The sequence below is a fragment of the Planomonospora alba genome, assembly GCF_039534085.1.
Taxonomy (GTDB): Bacteria; Actinomycetota; Actinomycetes; order Streptosporangiales; family Streptosporangiaceae; genus Planomonospora_B; species Planomonospora_B alba.
In genome coordinates, this window is the sequence record NZ_BAAAUT010000001.1 from 170,383 (window position 1) to 185,432 (window position 15,050).

At 74.7% G+C, this 15,050-nt stretch carries 15 protein-coding genes; 4 read left to right on the top strand and 11 right to left on the bottom strand.

All coding sequences use genetic code 11. The annotated features are described in order from the left end of the window. Positions 1 to 43: 43 nt before the first annotated feature. The 5 genes from ABD823_RS00760 to ABD823_RS00780 form a co-directional block, all read right to left on the bottom strand. On the bottom strand, positions 44 to 841 hold the full coding sequence (locus ABD823_RS00760; protein ID WP_344854709.1) for a glycerophosphodiester phosphodiesterase family protein: 798 nt from the start codon (positions 839 to 841) through the stop codon (positions 44 to 46). 90 nt (positions 842 to 931) lie between these two features. After that, positions 932 to 2,107, bottom strand: coding sequence for a zinc-dependent alcohol dehydrogenase (locus tag ABD823_RS00765; protein WP_344854711.1), 1,176 nt, complete (start codon positions 2,105 to 2,107; stop codon positions 932 to 934). Next, positions 2,104 to 2,598, bottom strand: a complete 495-nt coding sequence (locus ABD823_RS00770) for a hypothetical protein (RefSeq protein ID WP_344854713.1) — start codon at positions 2,596 to 2,598, stop codon at positions 2,104 to 2,106. The genes ABD823_RS00765 and ABD823_RS00770 overlap by 4 nt, the downstream gene beginning before the upstream one ends. A gap of 241 nt (positions 2,599 to 2,839) precedes the next feature. Beyond that, a complete protein-coding gene (locus ABD823_RS00775; protein WP_425566546.1) occupies positions 2,840 to 3,121 on the bottom strand; it encodes a WhiB family transcriptional regulator in 282 nt (93 codons plus the stop codon). A 126-nt stretch (positions 3,122 to 3,247) separates the two neighbouring features. After that, positions 3,248 to 4,249 (bottom strand): DNA topoisomerase IB, encoded by a 1,002-nt coding sequence (locus tag ABD823_RS00780; protein ID WP_344854715.1) that lies wholly within the window; start codon positions 4,247 to 4,249, stop codon positions 3,248 to 3,250. 168 nt (positions 4,250 to 4,417) lie between these two features. On the opposite strand from ABD823_RS00780, the gene ABD823_RS00785 reads away from it, so the two are divergent. Together ABD823_RS00785 and ABD823_RS00790 are read left to right on the top strand one after the other, a co-directional pair. Then, the gene (locus ABD823_RS00785; protein ID WP_344854717.1) at positions 4,418 to 4,816 is read left to right on the top strand and encodes a PPOX class F420-dependent oxidoreductase; all 399 of its coding nucleotides are present in this window, start codon (positions 4,418 to 4,420) and stop codon (positions 4,814 to 4,816) included. Between the two features lie 172 nt (positions 4,817 to 4,988). Then, a complete protein-coding gene (locus ABD823_RS00790) occupies positions 4,989 to 5,396 on the top strand; it encodes a pyridoxamine 5'-phosphate oxidase family protein (protein WP_344854719.1) in 408 nt (135 codons plus the stop codon). Positions 5,397 to 5,520: 124 nt separating this feature from the next. Here the strand turns inward: ABD823_RS00790 and ABD823_RS00795 are convergent, their stop codons facing one another. The 3 genes from ABD823_RS00795 to ABD823_RS00805 form a co-directional block, all read right to left on the bottom strand. Further along, positions 5,521 to 6,450 (bottom strand): siderophore-interacting protein, encoded by a 930-nt coding sequence (locus tag ABD823_RS00795; protein WP_344854721.1) that lies wholly within the window; start codon positions 6,448 to 6,450, stop codon positions 5,521 to 5,523. 48 nt (positions 6,451 to 6,498) lie between these two features. After that, positions 6,499 to 7,266 (bottom strand): CHAP domain-containing protein, encoded by a 768-nt coding sequence (locus tag ABD823_RS00800; protein WP_344854723.1) that lies wholly within the window; start codon positions 7,264 to 7,266, stop codon positions 6,499 to 6,501. Between the two features lie 187 nt (positions 7,267 to 7,453). Continuing rightward, entirely contained in the window at positions 7,454 to 8,311 is an 858-nt protein-coding gene (locus ABD823_RS00805) for an alpha/beta fold hydrolase (protein WP_344854725.1), read from the bottom strand. Between the two features lie 104 nt (positions 8,312 to 8,415). Between ABD823_RS00805 and ABD823_RS00810 the strand changes: the two genes are divergently transcribed. Next, positions 8,416 to 9,792, top strand: a complete 1,377-nt coding sequence (locus tag ABD823_RS00810; protein WP_344854727.1) for a cytochrome P450 — start codon at positions 8,416 to 8,418, stop codon at positions 9,790 to 9,792. Positions 9,793 to 9,883: 91 nt separating this feature from the next. Here ABD823_RS00810 and ABD823_RS00815 read toward each other — a convergent pair whose 3' ends face one another. Continuing rightward, positions 9,884 to 11,422: an FAD-dependent oxidoreductase gene (locus ABD823_RS00815; protein ID WP_344854729.1), complete on the bottom strand. Its 1,539-nt coding sequence runs from the start codon at positions 11,420 to 11,422 to the stop codon at positions 9,884 to 9,886. Between the two features lie 145 nt (positions 11,423 to 11,567). Here ABD823_RS00815 and ABD823_RS00820 point away from each other — a divergent pair, with 145 nt between their 5' ends. Then, positions 11,568 to 12,830, top strand: coding sequence for a cytochrome P450 family protein (locus ABD823_RS00820; protein ID WP_344854731.1), 1,263 nt, complete (start codon positions 11,568 to 11,570; stop codon positions 12,828 to 12,830). 28 nt (positions 12,831 to 12,858) lie between these two features. Here the strand turns inward: ABD823_RS00820 and ABD823_RS00825 are convergent, their stop codons facing one another. After that, positions 12,859 to 14,226 carry a glycoside hydrolase family 16 protein gene (locus ABD823_RS00825; protein ID WP_344854733.1) on the bottom strand — a complete coding sequence of 456 codons (1,368 nt, stop codon included), beginning with the start codon at positions 14,224 to 14,226 and terminating at the stop codon, positions 12,859 to 12,861. 147 nt (positions 14,227 to 14,373) lie between these two features. Beyond that, entirely contained in the window at positions 14,374 to 15,048 is a 675-nt protein-coding gene (locus ABD823_RS00830; RefSeq protein WP_344854735.1) for an O-methyltransferase, read from the bottom strand. Between the last annotated feature and the right edge of the window lie 2 nt (positions 15,049 to 15,050).

Genomic DNA, 15,050 nt, shown 5'->3' on the forward strand with positions numbered 1-15,050 from the left:
TCGGTTCGGTGGGGGGACGGGGGAGGGGGGACGCGGAGCGGGGTCAGGCGGCCAGCCGGCCGGGGTGCCACTGGCCGCGCGCCTCCAGGACTCCGCGCAGCCCGGAGATGTTGTCGGTCATGACCCCGTCCACGCCCAGGTCGAGCAGGCGCTCCATCTCCCCGGGGTTGTTGACGGTCCACACGTGCAGCTGCATGCCCAGGGCGTGCGCCGTACGGACCAGGGAGGGGGTGACGACCCGCAGCCCGCGGAAGCCCACCGGCACCTGCGCGCACGGCACCCCCGCCCGGGCCAGGCGGGCCAGCAGGCGGCCGTAGGCGGCGGTGCTGGCCGCGGCGCGCAGCGTGGCCACGCCGCGCGGACCGAGGGAGAAGCACACGTCGCGGCCGATCGCGGCGCGGGCGCGGGCCAGCCGCTCCTCGGAGAAGGAGGTCAGGCAGATCCGGTCGTAGGAGTCGGTCCGCCGGACCGCCTCGGCGAGCGGCGCGATGGCCGTCGCCTCCTTGACGTCGATGTTGAAGCGCGCCTCCGGCCAGGACCCCAGCAGGTCCTCGATGAGCGGGATCTCGTCCACGCCGCCGATCCGCGCCTCGCGCACCACCCGGTACGGCAGGGCGGCGATCCGGCCGCGCCGGTCCGTCACCCGGTCCAGGGTGTGGTCGTGGAAGGCCAGCAGCACCCCGTCGACGGTGGCGTGGGCGTCGGTCTCCAGGTAGGTGTAGCCGAGGTCCACCGCGCGGGCGAAGGCGGCGTGGGTGTTCTCCCGGCCCTCGGCGGCTCCGCCCCGGTGGGCGAAGGCGAGCGGCCCGGGATGGTCGAGAAACGGGTAGTGGCGCTGCACGTGCAGAGTATGCCCGGTATGAGCAGGGCTCGTCATCGACCGCGGATGAACGTTTGGGTCACGGGCGGCAAAACCCGTGACCCGAACGTGTCAGGCCCCCGGCCGGAACACCGCCCGGACGCAGCCGTCCTTCTTGTTCTTGAACAGGTCGTACCCCGTCGGCGCCTCGTCGAGGGACATCACGTGCGTGGCCAGGTGGGAGGTCTTCAGCTCGCCCCGGGCCATCCGGTCCAGCAGCATCGGGATGTAGCGCTGCCCGTGCTGCTGGGCGCCCCGGACGGTCAGCCCCTTGTTCATCATCGCGCCGAGCGGGAACTTGTCGACCGTCCCGCCGAAGACGCCCAGGACGAAGACCGACCCGCCCTTGCGGCAGGCGTAGATCGCCTCGCGGACCGCGGCCGGGCGGTCCATCTGGAGCCGGAGCTGCTGCTTGACCTGGTCGTAGGCGCCCTGCACGCCGGTGTCGTGCGCCTCCATGCCGACGGCCTCGATGCAGACGTCGGGCCCCCGGCCGCCGGTCAGCTCCCGCAGCTCGGCCCCGACGTCGGTGGCGGTGTAGTCGATCGTCTCGGCGCCGATGTGCCGCTCGGTCATCGACAGCCGCTCGGGCAGGCGGTCGATCACGACGACCCGTTCGGCGCCGAGGAGCATCGCCGCGCGCGCCGCCATCTGGCCGACCGCGCCGGCCCCCCACACGGCCACCACGTCACCGGGCCGCACCCCGCCGAGGTGGGCGCCCATCCAGCCGGTGGGCACGGAGTCGGAGGCGAACAGGGCGCTGGTGTCGTCCACCCCGTCCGGGACGGGGAAGGCGCCGTGATCGGCGAAGGGGACCCGGACGTACTCGGCGTGGCTGCCCTTGAACCCGCCCATGGCGTGGGAGTAGCCGAAGACGCCGCCGGGCTCGTAGCCGAACAGGGCCTGGCCGATCCCCGGGTTGGTGTTGCCGTTGTCGCACAGCGACCACAGGTCGTTCTCGCAGTACCAGCACCGGCCGCAGGCGATGAACGAGCAGACCACCACCCGGTCGCCGATCCTGTGCCTGCGCACGTCCGAGCCGACCGCGACGACCTCGCCGATGAACTCGTGGCCGATCACGTCGCCGGCGCGCATGGCCGGGATGTAGCCGCCGAGCAGGTGCAGGTCGGAGCCGCACGTCGTGGTGAGCCGGACCTTCACGATCATGTCCTGGGCGTTGAGGATCTGCGGGTCGGGGACCTCCTCCACCGACAGCTCGTTGACGCCCTGCCAGCACAGTGCCTTCACAGCCGCCCCTCCCCTCCGGCGCGCCGGACCGCCAGGTCCACGATCTTCCCGGTCACGGTGGGCCGGTTCGTCGACGGTTCGTCCGCGCGCAGCACCTCCCCGGTCTCCAGCAGGGACTTGGCCTCGCGCAGGGCCCGGCGGACCTCCTGACGCGGGTCGTCGCCGCTCAGGCGGGCCGCGACCCCGCGCGCCCCCTGCGGGACCTCCTCCAGCAGCCGGGCGGCGAGCTCGGTGCCGCGGTCACCGGGGGCCTTGCGCGCCCGCACCTCGACGGTGTCGCCGAGTCGCAGCAGGGGCCCGGGCAGCCGTCCCTCCGGCATGACCTCCTCGGGGGAGCGGTTGATCGTGACCTGCAGCCACCTGTTCTCCTCCCGCGGGTCCCGGCCCGCGTGCGGGGGACGGTGCGCGGCGAGCCGGCGGGCCATCCCCGCTCCGGCCCCGAGCGCCACCGCGACCGCGGCCGTGGCCGCGATTCCGACCGCTCGTCTCATGGTCTCCACCTCTCAGCATGGTCTGTCGAGGATCGTCCGTGTTCTCGCGCGGGCGGCTACCCGGCGGAACGGCCCGCAATCAGGCGACGCCCGTACCGTGTCGCCCGGACCGGCGGCGCGGGCGGCCGAGGGCGGCGGCGCGGGCTGACGGAGCGGACGGCCCGGACGGTGGCGCGGGCGGCGTGCGAGGGCCGCGTACGGCGTGCGGCGGGGACGGCGGTCGGTGGCGGTGCGGGGCGGGTCACATGCTCGCGTCCGCGCCCTGCCTGGCGGTCGCCAGCACGGCGGCGCGCTCGTCAGGACTGGTGCCGCCCCAGACCCCGTGCATCTGGTGCGTGCTCAGGGCGTAGTCGAGGCACTGCCTGCGCACCGGGCAGCGGCGGCACACGGCCTTGGCCAGCTCGTGCTGCATCTGCCCCGGCCCGTGGGGCGAGATGGGGAAGAAGAGCTCGGGATCCTCGCTCAGGCAGGCCGCCAGACGGGACCAGTGCGCAATGAATGCGATCTCATTTCGATAATTCACATCAAATCCAATGAAGGTGGGACAAATCCGATCCATATCGGCTCAACTGCTCACTCGGATGCCCGGGCCTGTCGGATTCATACGGGTTCGTGAGAGAAAAGGTCGGCAAAATCGGCGTCGTACGATTCACGATCGCCGGAGCAGGGAGACGACGGCCCGCTCCACCCCGCCGTGCGTGGCCAGCTGCCCGAAGTCGGCCTCGGCGCCGAGCTCGGTGATCGCCCGGGCGACGGTGCGCCCCTTCTCGTACGCCTCCACCACGCGCGGGTCGACATAGGAGGCGCGCGCGACGGCGGGCGTGTTGCCCAGGTAACCGGCCACCTCGCTCATCACCCTGCTGATCGCCCGGCGCCTGCCGTTCCTCGACCGGGCCCGCGAGGAGACCGCCAGCCCGACCGCGGCCAGCACGGTCGCGTGCCAGGTCCGGAAGTCCTTGGCCGACACCTCGCACTCGAACACCTCACGCAGGTAGGCGTTGATGTCGTCGCTGCGCACGTCCACCCAGCGCGAGCCGTCCCGGTAGCGCAGCAGCTCCCCCTCCTCGCCGGCGCGGTGCAGGGCGGTGACGACCTTGCACACGTCCGCGTCGACGATCTCCAGCTCGCGGTGCTTGCCGCCCTTGGCCGGATAGGAGCAGGTGACCCGGCCCGCGCTGCAGGTGACGTGCTCCATCCGGAGCGTCGCCAGGCCGAACGACTCGTAGGACTCGCCGCCCACCCGGAAGAAGCCGATGTCGAGCATCCGGGCCGCCGCGGCGAGCACCCGATCGCGCGTCAGCCCCCGCTGCGCCAGGTGCTCGGCGACCCGGTCGCGGAACTTCGGGAGCCGGTCGGCCATCTCCAGCACCCGGTCGAACTTGATCCGGTCCTGCTCGGCGCGCCAGACGTCGTGGTAGCGGTACTGGCGGCGCCCGGCCGAGTCGGTGCCGACCGCCTGGATGTGCCCGTCGGCCGAGCGGCAGATCCACACGTCGGTCCAGGCCGGGGGGAGGGCCAGCGCCCTGATCCGCGCGAGGACGCGCCGGTCGCGCACCGGCCGGCCGTCGGGGTGGTGGTAGCTGAAGCCGCGGCCGCGGCGCCTGCGCCGGATGCCCGGCTCGGCGGGGTCGCTCTGGCGGAGTTCGGTCATGGGCGCTCCTCTACCCGCGCGGGCGGCGCCTATCGGGGACGGCACCCGTAAACGGCGGGTCGGGAAAGGGGAATGCGGTCCGCGGGAGCGCGTGGCGGAGCGGAACGGATCACGGCGGGGAGCTGTTCGATCGATTCCGGACACGCCGACCAGATCGTGGAGGTTCCCGTGGGAAAGCTGAACGACGACGCCAAGGAACTGCTCCGGCAGCCGGTGCACGGCTGGGTGACCACCCTGCGGCCCGACGGCTCCCCGCACAGCACGGTGGTCTGGGTGGACGTCGACGGCGACGAGGTCGTCTTCAACACCGCCGTCGGCCGGGCCAAGGAGCGCCACCTGCGCACCGACCCCCGGGTGTCGGTGAGCGTCCTGGACCCGAAGGACCCCTTCCACCTGGTGAGCGTCTCCGGCACCGCCCGGCTGGAACTCGACGGCGCCGACGCGGTCATCGACCACCTGGCGAAGAAGTACCTGAACGTGGACGGCTACCCCTACCGCCAGCCGGGCGAGCAGCGCGTCACGGTCCGGGTCGCCCCCGAGCACGTGATCTACAGCCCGGGGAGCTGACCCGTCCACAGCCCGGGAGCCGACCCGCCCGCCGGTCCGCCCGGGCCGGCCGGCCCCTTCCGCCCCGCCCGGGCGGAAGGGGCGCCGCCCGCGCGTGCCGCCCTGCCGTGTCCGGCCTGCTGCGCCCGCCCTACCATGTCGCCCTGGACCACACGAGCGGAGGGGCCGGGTGTTGAGGGATCTCGGAGAGGGGTTCCACGCCTTCTGGCGGGAGCGCCACCTGTGCACGCTGACCACCCTGCGGGACGACGGCACCCCGCACGTCGTCCCGGTGGGGGTGACGCTGGACCCGGACCGGGGGATCGCACGGGTGATCACCTCGGGCACCTCGCACAAGGTCCGCAACCTCCCGGAGGCGGCGGAGGCCGAGGCGGCCGGGACCGGGGGCGCGCCCGTGGCGGTCTGCCAGGTGGACGGGCGGCGCTGGTCCACCATCGAGGGGCGCGCCGTCGTCCGGCGGGACCCCGAGTCGGTCGCGGAGGCCGAGCGCCGCTACGCCGAGCGCTACAAGCCGCCCCGGGAGAACCCGCGCCGCGTCGTGGTCGAGATCCGCGTCACCCGGGTGATGGGCAACGTCTGAGACCGCCGGATGTCCCTGGGGGCGCCGGCGGACCCGGCCGGGCGGGAGGCCCTCGCGGCGGCCCGCGGGCGCCACCCCCGCGGGGGCGGGAACGGCGACGCCGCCGTGCGGGGCGCCGCCGGCCTCAGCACTCCGTGCGGCCCTGCCTCCAGTAGCCCATGAACGCCACGCAGGAGCGGTCGACCCCGGCCTCCTGCACGAGGTGGCGGCGGAGCGTCTTGACCACGGCGGCCTCGCCGGCCAGCCAGGCGTAGAAGCCGCACTCCCCGCTCGGCGCCTCCGGGACCTCCCAGAGGATCTCCGCGTCCACGTCCACGTCCTCCAGCACGGCTCCGGGAGCGGACGCCGGAGCGGCCAGTTCGCGGGCGGCCTCGTGCACGGCCGGGACCAGCAGGTCGCCGTGGCGGGCGCCCTCGCGGGGCAGCCAGGTGACGCGCACGCCGGCCGGGACGTCCAGGGGCAGCGCGTCGGCGGCGTGCGGCACCTCCAGCAGGACCGTGGCCCGCACCTGACCGGAGAGGCTCTCGGCGATCACGCTGATCGCCGGGACCGCGGTCTCGTCACCGGCGAGCAGCAGCCGGGACGCCCCGGCCGGGGGCGCCCACTCCTTGCCGCCGACCGGGCCGCCGAAGGCCGCGTTGGGGCCGAGCAGCAGGAGCGGGTCGCCGGGGGCGGCGTGGGTGGCCCACCGGGAGGCGGGGCTGGTCTCGCCGTGCAGGACGAAGTCGACGTCCACCTCGCGGGCGGCCGGCCGTACGGCGCGCACGGTGTAGGTGCGGATCGGGTTGCGCAGCTCCTCGGGCAGCTCCCGCCAGCGCTGGTACCAGGCGGCGTCGTCGCCGAGCGGGGTGAAGGTGCCGTCCGGCAGCGGGAGGAGGACCTTGAGGCGCTGGTCGTGGCCGCAGTCGGCGAAGTCGGACAGCTCGTCGCCGGTGAAGGTGATCCGCGTGAAGCTGGGGCTGAGCCGGTGCACGCGCGCCACCCGCACCTGGAAGAACCGGTAGGGGAGGACCTGCGCGGTGCGGTCCAGGGTCTGCGTGGTGGTCACGGTCATGCCGCCGCCTTCGCTCTCGGAGTGACTCATGACCAACTTAGCTTTGCCTTACCTAATCATCAACTCCGGGTTCCGCCGTGTCCGTCCCCGGGCGCCCGGACGGCGCCGTCCGCCGCGCCGGCGGTGCCGTCCACCGGTCGCGGGCCGGGGCCGCCACCGGGCGGCGGCCACGGCCCAGCCGAGCGCGAGGACGGCCAGCACCGCCAGCGGGGCGGGCTCCAGCGGCGCGGAGGACCCGCCGGCGTCGTCGGACAGGGTCAGCGCCAGGGCGCCGGAGGCGGGTGAGGGGCGCACCTCGACCGGCCGGCCGGCCGGCGCCTCCTCGACCGGCACGGAGACCCGGGAGAGGTTCTCCGCGACCTTGCCCGGAAGCCCGTACCCGACGATCTTCTCGTCCCGGTCGCGCACCTTGCGCCTGAGCCAGACCCGGTCGACGTTGGCCTCGATCGTGTGGATCGTTCCACCTTCGACGCGCTCGACGATGCCGACGTGGTCGATCCCCTTGATGTCGTCCCCGCCCCTCCAGTCGAAGAAGACCAGGGCACCGGGCTCCGGCTCGGCGGACCAGGCGCCGTTGGTCTCGAACCAGCGGGCGTGGGAGGGCGTCCAGGCGAACCGGCCGACGTACTCCTCGACCCCGGCCCGCTCGGCGGCCCACGCGATGAACATGTCGCACCAGGGCGCCGTGCGGTACTGGGGGTCCCGCACGACGGAGGCCGCGTACCAGTGGCCGAACTTGGTGTGCTGGCCGGGGCGCTCCCGGTAGCCGAGCTGCCCCACCGCGACGTCCAGCAGTTTCTCGCCTATCCGGTCCACGCCCGCCCGTCACCTTCGCCCGCCCCGGGGAGGGGCAACCGTTCGACAAGGCTGGACTCTATTCGGGTAAAGGGGGACAAGGAGGGTGATCGGCGGATCTATGCCGGTTTTGATGGATCACCCGCCCTGCGGGATTCCGTCGCCTACCATCACCCCGCCGCCCGCCGCCCGCCGCCCGCCGCCCGCCTCATGGCCGTCCGCCGCCCCTCCCGGCGGCCGCGTCCGGGTCCCGCCCGGTCCGCGCCACGTGCTCGGCGATGAGCCCAGCGAGCACGTCCGGATGGGTCAGCGGGAGCCAGTGCCGGGCCCGCACCCGGTGGACCCGGGCGTCCGGGACCCACGCCAGGGCCGCCTCGGCGACCGGCGGCGTCACGTAGGCGTCCTCGGTCGCCACCACGATCTGCACCGGCACCGGCGTGCGCCGCTCCAGCGGGCGGCGCAGCCGCGCGCGGATGTTCGCCCGGTAGAGCTCCAGGCCCGCCACCGCGTCGCGCACGCCCGAGGGGCGGTGCCGCTCGGCCCGGTGGAGCAGCCGGCCCGCCAGCCCGGACCGCCAGGCCAGCTCCGGCAGCACCGGCAGCCGGAAGAACCCGATGTACCACGAGGCCAGCGTCTGCCGCGCCGCGCGCCGGCGGTCCGCGCCGCGCATCCAGTGGCCCACGTGGTCCAGGCAGGGCCCGGAGACCGAGGTGAAGGAGGCGAAGCGCCCGGGCAGCGTGCACACCGCCTCCCAGCCCTGGATGGACCCCCAGTCGTGCCCGGCCAGGTGCACCGGCCCGGCGGGCGCGACCGCGTCGAGCACGGCCCGCAGGTCGGCCGTCAGGCGCGTCAGCGCGTACGCCTCCCGCCCTCGCGGCCGCTCCGAGGCCCCCGCCCCCCGCACGTCGTAGGCCACCACGTGGTGGCGCCCGGCCAGCCGCTCCGCGACCGGGTCCCAGACCCGGTGGTCGTCCGGGTAGCCGTGCACCAGCACGACGGTCGGCCCCGCCGGGTCGCCCCGCTCGTGGACGGCCAGAGAGACCCCGTCACCCCTGATCCTGCGCATCGCCGTACCCCTCTCCGCTGCCGTCACCGCGTCCGCCGTGTGGCCGCGGAACTCCCGGGTACAGGATCCCGGACCTCGGACCACGGCGGACGACAGGGGGACACATGGGACGGATCGCGTACGCGTCGGTGACCGACACCCTGCGGCTGGCGGCGACGGTCCTGGTGCCGACCGTGGCCCAGGGCGTCATCCTGCGCCGGCCCCGGGTGACGGCCATGGCCGACGCCCTGGAGCTCGACCGCAGGGCCGTGCACCTGCTGCGGCGGATGCGGGCCAAGTACGGCGGCGGTCCGCTGGTGCTCAGGACGCCGCTGCGCCGGCTGGTCCTGGTGCTCTCCCCGGAGGACGTGCGCCGGGTGCTGGCCGACACCCCCGAGCCGTTCGCCGCCGACAACCGGGAGAAGCGCAGCGCGCTCGGCCACTTCCAGCCGGACGGCGTGCTGATCTCCCACGGCGGGCTGCGTGAGGACCGCCGCCGGTTCAACGAGGCCGTGCTGGACACCCACCGGAGCCTGCACCGCCTGGCGGACGGCTTCGGGGCCGTGGTGCGTCAGGAGATGGAGGCGCTGCCGGAGGAGGGGACGCTGACCTGGGACAGGTTCGCCCCCGCCTGGTGGCGCGCCGTCCGGCGGATCGCGCTGGGCGACGCGGCCCGCGACGACGAGGAGCTCATCGCCCTGCTCAACCGGCTGCGCGCCGACGCCAACTGGTCCTACCTGCGGCCCAGGCGGCGGGAGACCTACGAGCGCTTCGCGTCCCGGTTGCGCGCGCACCTCGACCGCGCCGAGCCCGGCAGCCTCGCGGGGCTGCTGCCGCAGGCCCCCGTCACCGCCAGGACCCGGCCCGAGAGCCAGGTGGCGCACTGGCTGTTCGCCTTCGACGCGGCCGGCATCGCGACCTTCCGCACCCTGGCGCTGCTGGCGGCGCACCCCGAGCACACCGCCCGGGCCCGCGCCGAGACCGCCGCGACGCACCCGGAGGGCGCCGCCGTAGAACGGCCGTTCCTGCGCGCCTGCGTGCTGGAGTCGGTCCGCCTCTGGCCGACCACCCTGGCGATCCTGCGCGACGGCACCCGCACCACGCACTGGGAGGGCGGGGTGATCCCGCGGCAGACCCCCTTCCTGATCCACAGCTCGTTCGTCAACCGCGACGAGGAGGCCGACCCGGGCGCCAACCGGTTCACCCCGCACATCTGGCTGGACGGCACCGCCGCCGAGCGCTGGTCGATCGTCCCCTTCAGCCGGGGCGCCGCCCGGTGCCCGGCGCAGAACCTGGTCCTGACCGTCGCCTCGGAGGTCCTGGCCGCGCTGCTGCGGGGACGGGACCTGCGCCTCGCCTTCCCGCGCACGTTCGAGCCCGGCCGGGACCTGCCGTACACGCTGGACCACTTCACCCTCCGCTTCGACGTCCACCGGCCCGCCGCGCAGGACGGGACCGGCGGGCGGGCCGCGCGCGCCGGGGCGGTCCCCTCCGGACCGTGAGCGGATGAGAGGATCCGGGCGGCGCCTCCGGCCGGGCCCGGGCCGCACCGGCCCCCGCGCGGGGAGCGGGCGCGGTCCGGGCCCGGTCCGCTCACCCGCCCGTCCGGCGCGCGGCCTCGGCGTCCGGCAGCTCCACCCGGTCGAGGGGCTCGGTGGCCGGGCCCTGCAGGACCGCGCCGTCCAGGCCGAACCGCGAGCCGTGGCAGGGGCACTCCCAGGTGCGCTCGGCGTCGTTGAAGCCGACGACGCACCCCAGGTGGGTGCAGATCGCCGAGACCGCGTGGACGCCGCCGTCCTCGTCGCGGTAGACGGCGCAGCGCCTGCCGTCCACCTTCAGCACCGCGCCCCGCCCCGGCTCCAGGTCCGCCAGCGCCTCGGCCGGGCCGGTGCCCAGCCGGTCCCCGACGAAGTGCGCCGCGACGGCCGCCTGGATCTTCAGCGCGGGCCCGGCCTCCCGGAGCGGATGCAGCCGCCGGGGGTCGTACAGCCGGGTCCACGACCGCTGCCGCCCGCGGATCAGGTCCGTCAGCAGCAGGCCCGACAGGGCGCCGTTGCTCATGCCCCAGCCGCCGAACCCGGTCGCCACGTAGGTGTTGCGGGCCCCGGGGTGGAACGGCCCGATGAAGGGCAGGCCGTCGGTGGTGTGGTTGTCCTGGGCCGCCCACCGGTAGGCGACCTCGCCCGCGCCGAACCGCTCGGCGGTCCACGCGGCCAGCCGCTCGAACCGCTCCTCCACCCCGCCGGCGCCCGGCTCGAACTGCTCGCCGGTGACGATCAGCAGCCGCCGGCCCCTGCCGTACGGCGCCGTCCGGACCGAGCGGCTGTTCTGCTCGGTCGTGATGAACGTGCCCCGAGGATCGCGGTCGGCCGGGATCACGGCTGCGACGACCAGCTCGCGCTCCGGCTTCATCCGGGCGAACAGCAGCCCCCGGTCGAACACCGGGTAGTGCGTCGCCACCACGACGTCGCGGGCGGTGACCGTCATCCCGTCCCCGGTCCGCAGGGTGCACGGGTCGCCCTCGTCGAGCGCCACGACCCGGGTGCCCTCGAAGATGCGCGCGCCCCGGGCGGTCATCGCCTCGGCGAGCCCGAGCAGGTAGCGGCGCGGATGGAACTGCGCCTGCCCCTCCACCCGGACCGCCCCGGCGATCGGGAAGGGCAGCGGCGAGGAGTCCGTGAACGACGCGGCCAGCCCCGCCTCCGCCGCGGCCTCGGCCTCGGCGCGGATCTCCTCGACGGCGTCGGCGGACTCCGCATAGGTGAAGGAGGGGACGCGCTCCAGGTCGCAGTCGATGCCCAGCTCGGCGGCCGTGGCCGCCACGTGCTCGACCGCCTCCTGCTGGGAGGCGGCGTAGAGCCGGGCGGCCTCCGCCCCGGCGGACCTCGCCAGCCTCGAATAGATCATGGTGTGCTGGGCGGAGAGCTTGGCGGTGGTGTGCCCGGTCACGCCCGCCGCGATCCGCCCCGCTTCCAGGACCGCGACCGACAGGCCTTCCTTCACCAGCTCCCAGGCCGTGCAGAGTCCCGCCATGCCGCCGCCCACCACGGCGACGTCCACCTCGAGGTCACGGGTGAGCACCGGGTACGGCCGGCCCGCGGCCGATTCGATCCAGAAGGGTTCCGTAGTCATGGCCGGGCCCCTGCCCGCAGGGCGGCCCCTCTCACGTCCCGGGCCGGGCCGGACCGCCCGGCCGGGTGTGGTGCCTTCCCGACCTGGGGACGGTTACCCGCAGGGCGGTCCCCGCCCGGTGCCGGCCTCGGGGGGAGAAGAGGGCATGAGCGTTCGGACAGGCCCGGACACGGTCGATCTGGCGGATCCCGCGCTGCTGCGCGACCCGCACGGGGCGTTCGCCCGGATGCGGGAGCGGGCGCCGCTGGTGCGCGCCGTCCTGCCCGACGCGGGCACCCCGGTCTGGCTCGCCACCCGCTACGACGACGTCAGGACGGTGCTGGGCGACACCCGGTTCGTCAACGACCCGGCGCACGTGCCGGGGACGGACGTGAGCGGAATCCGCGAGAGGCTGATCCGGGCACGCGGCATCCCCCCGGAGTACGCGCGGTACCTGCTGGACGGCATCCTCGACGCCGACGGCGACGACCACCTCCGGCTGCGCAGGCTCGTCTCCCGCGCCTTCACCGCGCGCCGGGTGGCCGAGCTGCGGCCCCGGGTCGAGGAGATCACCGAGGGCCTCCTCGACCGGCTCGCCGCGGCGGCCGAGGACGGCGTCGCCGACCTGATGGAGCACCTCGCCTACCCGCTGCCGATCACCGTCATCTGCGAGCTGGTCGGCGTCCCCGAGCCCGACCGCCCGCGCTGGCGGGAGTGGGGCCGCACGCTGTTCTCGATGCGGCCGGTCGAGATGGGCGCGGTGGTGCGCGACATGGTCGAACACATCCAGGAGCTGATCGCCCGGCGCCGGGCCGCGCCCGCCGACGACCTGCTCACCGCGCTGATCCGGGTGCACGACTCCGAGGACGGCAGGCTGAGCGACACCGAGCTGGTCACGATGGTCCTGACCCTGGTCGTCGCCGGGCACGAGACCACCGCCCACCTGATCGGCAACGGGACCGCGGCCCTGCTGGCCCACCCCGACCAGCTGGCCCTGCTCCGGCGCGAGCCGGAGCTGATGCCCCGCGCCGTCGGTGAGCTGATGCGCTGGTGCGGGCCCGTGCTCATGGCCCGGATGCGCTACGCCGCCGAGGACGTCGAGCTCGCCGGCGTGCCGGTCCGCCGGGGCGAGGCGGTGATGGCCGTGCTGGCGGCGGCCGACCGCGACCCGCGCGAGTTCGGCGAGCCCGACCGCCTCGACATCACCCGCGAGACGGACGGGCGGCGGGAGCGCCACGTCGGCTTCGGCCACGGCCTGCACTACTGCCTGGGCGCCGCGCTGGCCCGGCAGGAGGGCGAGGTGGCGCTGGCGGCGCTGCTGCGCCGGTTCCCCGGCCTCGCCCTGGCCGTCGCGCCCGAGGAGCTCGAGCGCGAACGGCAGCAGCTGCCGGGCATGTGGCGGCTGGCCCGGCTGCCCCTGCGGCTGTGAGCCCGCGGCGGCGGCCGGGCCGGGGCCGTCAGCTGCCGAACGTGAACCAGTTGAGGTTGACGAAGTCGGCGGGCTGCCCGCTGCTGAAGGTGACGTAGACCGTGTGGGTCCCGGTCACCGGTGAGATGTTGGCGGGCACCGTGTGCCAGCTCTGCCAGCCTCCGGTGCTCGCGATGGCGAAGTCGCCGATCGGGGGAGCCGTCGGGCTGCCCAGGCGCACCTGGACCAGCCCGCTGACCCCTGCTCCCGCCCCGGACGCGACGCGCGCCCGGAACTGGGTGGCCGGCGTGCCGCCGAAGTCCACGCCGTCGAAGCGGAGCCAGTCGCCGTTCGCGATCGCGCCGACGTTCTGCCCGCCGCCGGTGTCCGTGGTGGCCTCCACCATGGTGCCCGACTGCGCCTGGTAGCGCTCGGCCTGGATGGTCGAGCGGGCGTCCACCCCGCCCGGCGGGGGAGTGGTCGGGTCGGGGTCGGGAGCGGAGCCGCTCTGCCAGACCGCCACGTAGTCGACGATCATCGGCCGCCCGGAGAGCGTGGCGGCGGTGGGGGTCTGCCCGCCCAGCGCGTTGGGGAACGCGCCGCCCATGGCCACGTTGAGCAGCAGGAAGTAGCCCTGGTGCCCGGTCATGTCATTCCAGGTCGCGGCGTCGAACTGGGACTGGCTGACGCTGTGGAACTGCTGGCCGTCGACGTACCAGCGCAGCTGGTCGGGGGTGACGCTGCGGTCCCACTCGAAGCGGTAGGTGTGGAAGGCCGACTGGCAGGACGCGCCGGGGCAGGCCCGGCTGGCGCCCAGGCCGGTGGTCTCGTTGCAGGGGCCGCCGGGGTTCACCCCGCAGTGCAGCACGCCCCAGACCGAGTTGATCCCGTTGACGTTCTCCATGATGTCGAACTCGCCGATGCCGGGCCAGTTCCAGTAGTTGCCGCGGTACGGCGCGCCGAGCGCCCAGAAGGCGGGCCAGTAGCCCAGGGCGGCCTGGCCGGTGACGTCGGGCATCCGGAGCCGGCTCTCGATGCGCAGGACGCGGCCCGCGGCGGGCTTGAAGTCGGCGCGCCGGGTCTCGATGCGGCCCGAGGTCCACTCGCCGCCGTTCTTGATCGGGGTGATGCGCAGGTTGCCGGCGCCGTCGAGGCTCACGTTGGCCGGGTCGGCGGTGTAGCGCTGGACCTCGCCGGTGCCCCAGTTGGCGGGGCCGCCGGGGTAGGAGTGGCCGGTGTCGATGATCCAGTTCGCCGAGGAGGGGAGGGATCCGGCGCCGCCGTCGAAGTCGTCGCTCCACACCAGCGACCACCCGGAGGGGGTCGGCGGGACGGCGGCGTGCGCGGTGACCGCGGCCAGGGGGAGCAGCAGCGCGGCGACGGCGATCGGGATCCAGGAGAGAGAGCGATTTCTCATTCGGGAACGGTTCATTCCATTCCTCTCTGCGGGCAACCGAGGGGGGCGGTCTGTCGTCGCTGCAGCCTGAGGACCGGTCAATGAACACTGTTACGCGAAGGTTGATTGCGGTCAACACCTGGAGTGAAAATTTAGAGAGCGCTCTCTCTATACGGTCCGGCCGCCGTGGTGCCTGCGGATCATCGTCAGGCCGCCCGCGAGGGGCAGCATCAGCACGCTCACCCGGTCGTCGGCGGCGACCAGCTCGTTGAACGCCTGGACCGCCGGGGTCGTCTCGTCGTACGCGGCGGGATGGGCGACCACGCCGCCCTGCAGGGTGTCGTTGACCAGCATCAGCCCGCCGGCGCCCAGGTGGGGCAGGAGCATCCTGTAGTACAGGGAGCGCTCGTCGCCGCCGGCGTCGACGAAGGCCAGGTCGACCGCGGGCGTGAACGGCAGGTCGCGCAGCCGCTCGGCGGGCGGGCCGATCCGCAGTGTGATGCGGTCGGCGACGCCGGCCCGCTCCCAGTGGCGCCGGGCGAGCTCGGCCCGCTCCCGGGTGGGGGCGAAGCAGGTCAGCCTGCCCCGGGGCGGCAGGCCCCGGGCCAGGCACAGGGAGGCGTACCCGGTGAAGGCGCCCGCCTCGACGACGGTGCGCGCCCGGGTGACCTGGACGATCATCGTGAGGAACCGGCCCAGGCCGGGGGAGAGCTGCGCGGCCGCGGACGCCCCGTCCACCTCCCGGATCTCCTCGGCCAGGGCGTCGAGCAGCTCGTCGGGGCCGGTGCTGTGCTCCAGCAGGTACCGGCTGACGGCCGGGTCGATGTACGGCGGCGCCTCCATGG

Excerpts from the sequence above, each read along its gene's own strand:
- ABD823_RS00770 (WP_344854713.1), bottom strand. The coding sequence starts at position 2,598 with ATGAGACGAGCGGTCGGAATCGCGGCCACGGCCGCGGTCGCGGTGGCG.
- ABD823_RS00780 (WP_344854715.1), bottom strand. The coding sequence starts at position 4,249 with ATGACCGAACTCCGCCAGAGCGACCCCGCCGAGCCGGGCATCCGGCGC.
- ABD823_RS00795 (WP_344854721.1), bottom strand. The coding sequence starts at position 6,450 with ATGACCGTGACCACCACGCAGACCCTGGACCGCACCGCGCAGGTCCTC.
- ABD823_RS00805 (WP_344854725.1), bottom strand. The coding sequence starts at position 8,311 with ATGCGCAGGATCAGGGGTGACGGGGTCTCTCTGGCCGTCCACGAGCGG.
- ABD823_RS00810 (WP_344854727.1), top strand. The coding sequence starts at position 8,416 with ATGGGACGGATCGCGTACGCGTCGGTGACCGACACCCTGCGGCTGGCG.
- ABD823_RS00815 (WP_344854729.1), bottom strand. The coding sequence starts at position 11,422 with ATGACTACGGAACCCTTCTGGATCGAATCGGCCGCGGGCCGGCCGTAC.
- ABD823_RS00820 (WP_344854731.1), top strand. The coding sequence starts at position 11,568 with ATGAGCGTTCGGACAGGCCCGGACACGGTCGATCTGGCGGATCCCGCG.
- ABD823_RS00825 (WP_344854733.1), bottom strand. The coding sequence starts at position 14,226 with ATGAGAAATCGCTCTCTCTCCTGGATCCCGATCGCCGTCGCCGCGCTG.
- ABD823_RS00830 (WP_344854735.1), bottom strand. The coding sequence starts at position 15,048 with ATGGAGGCGCCGCCGTACATCGACCCGGCCGTCAGCCGGTACCTGCTG.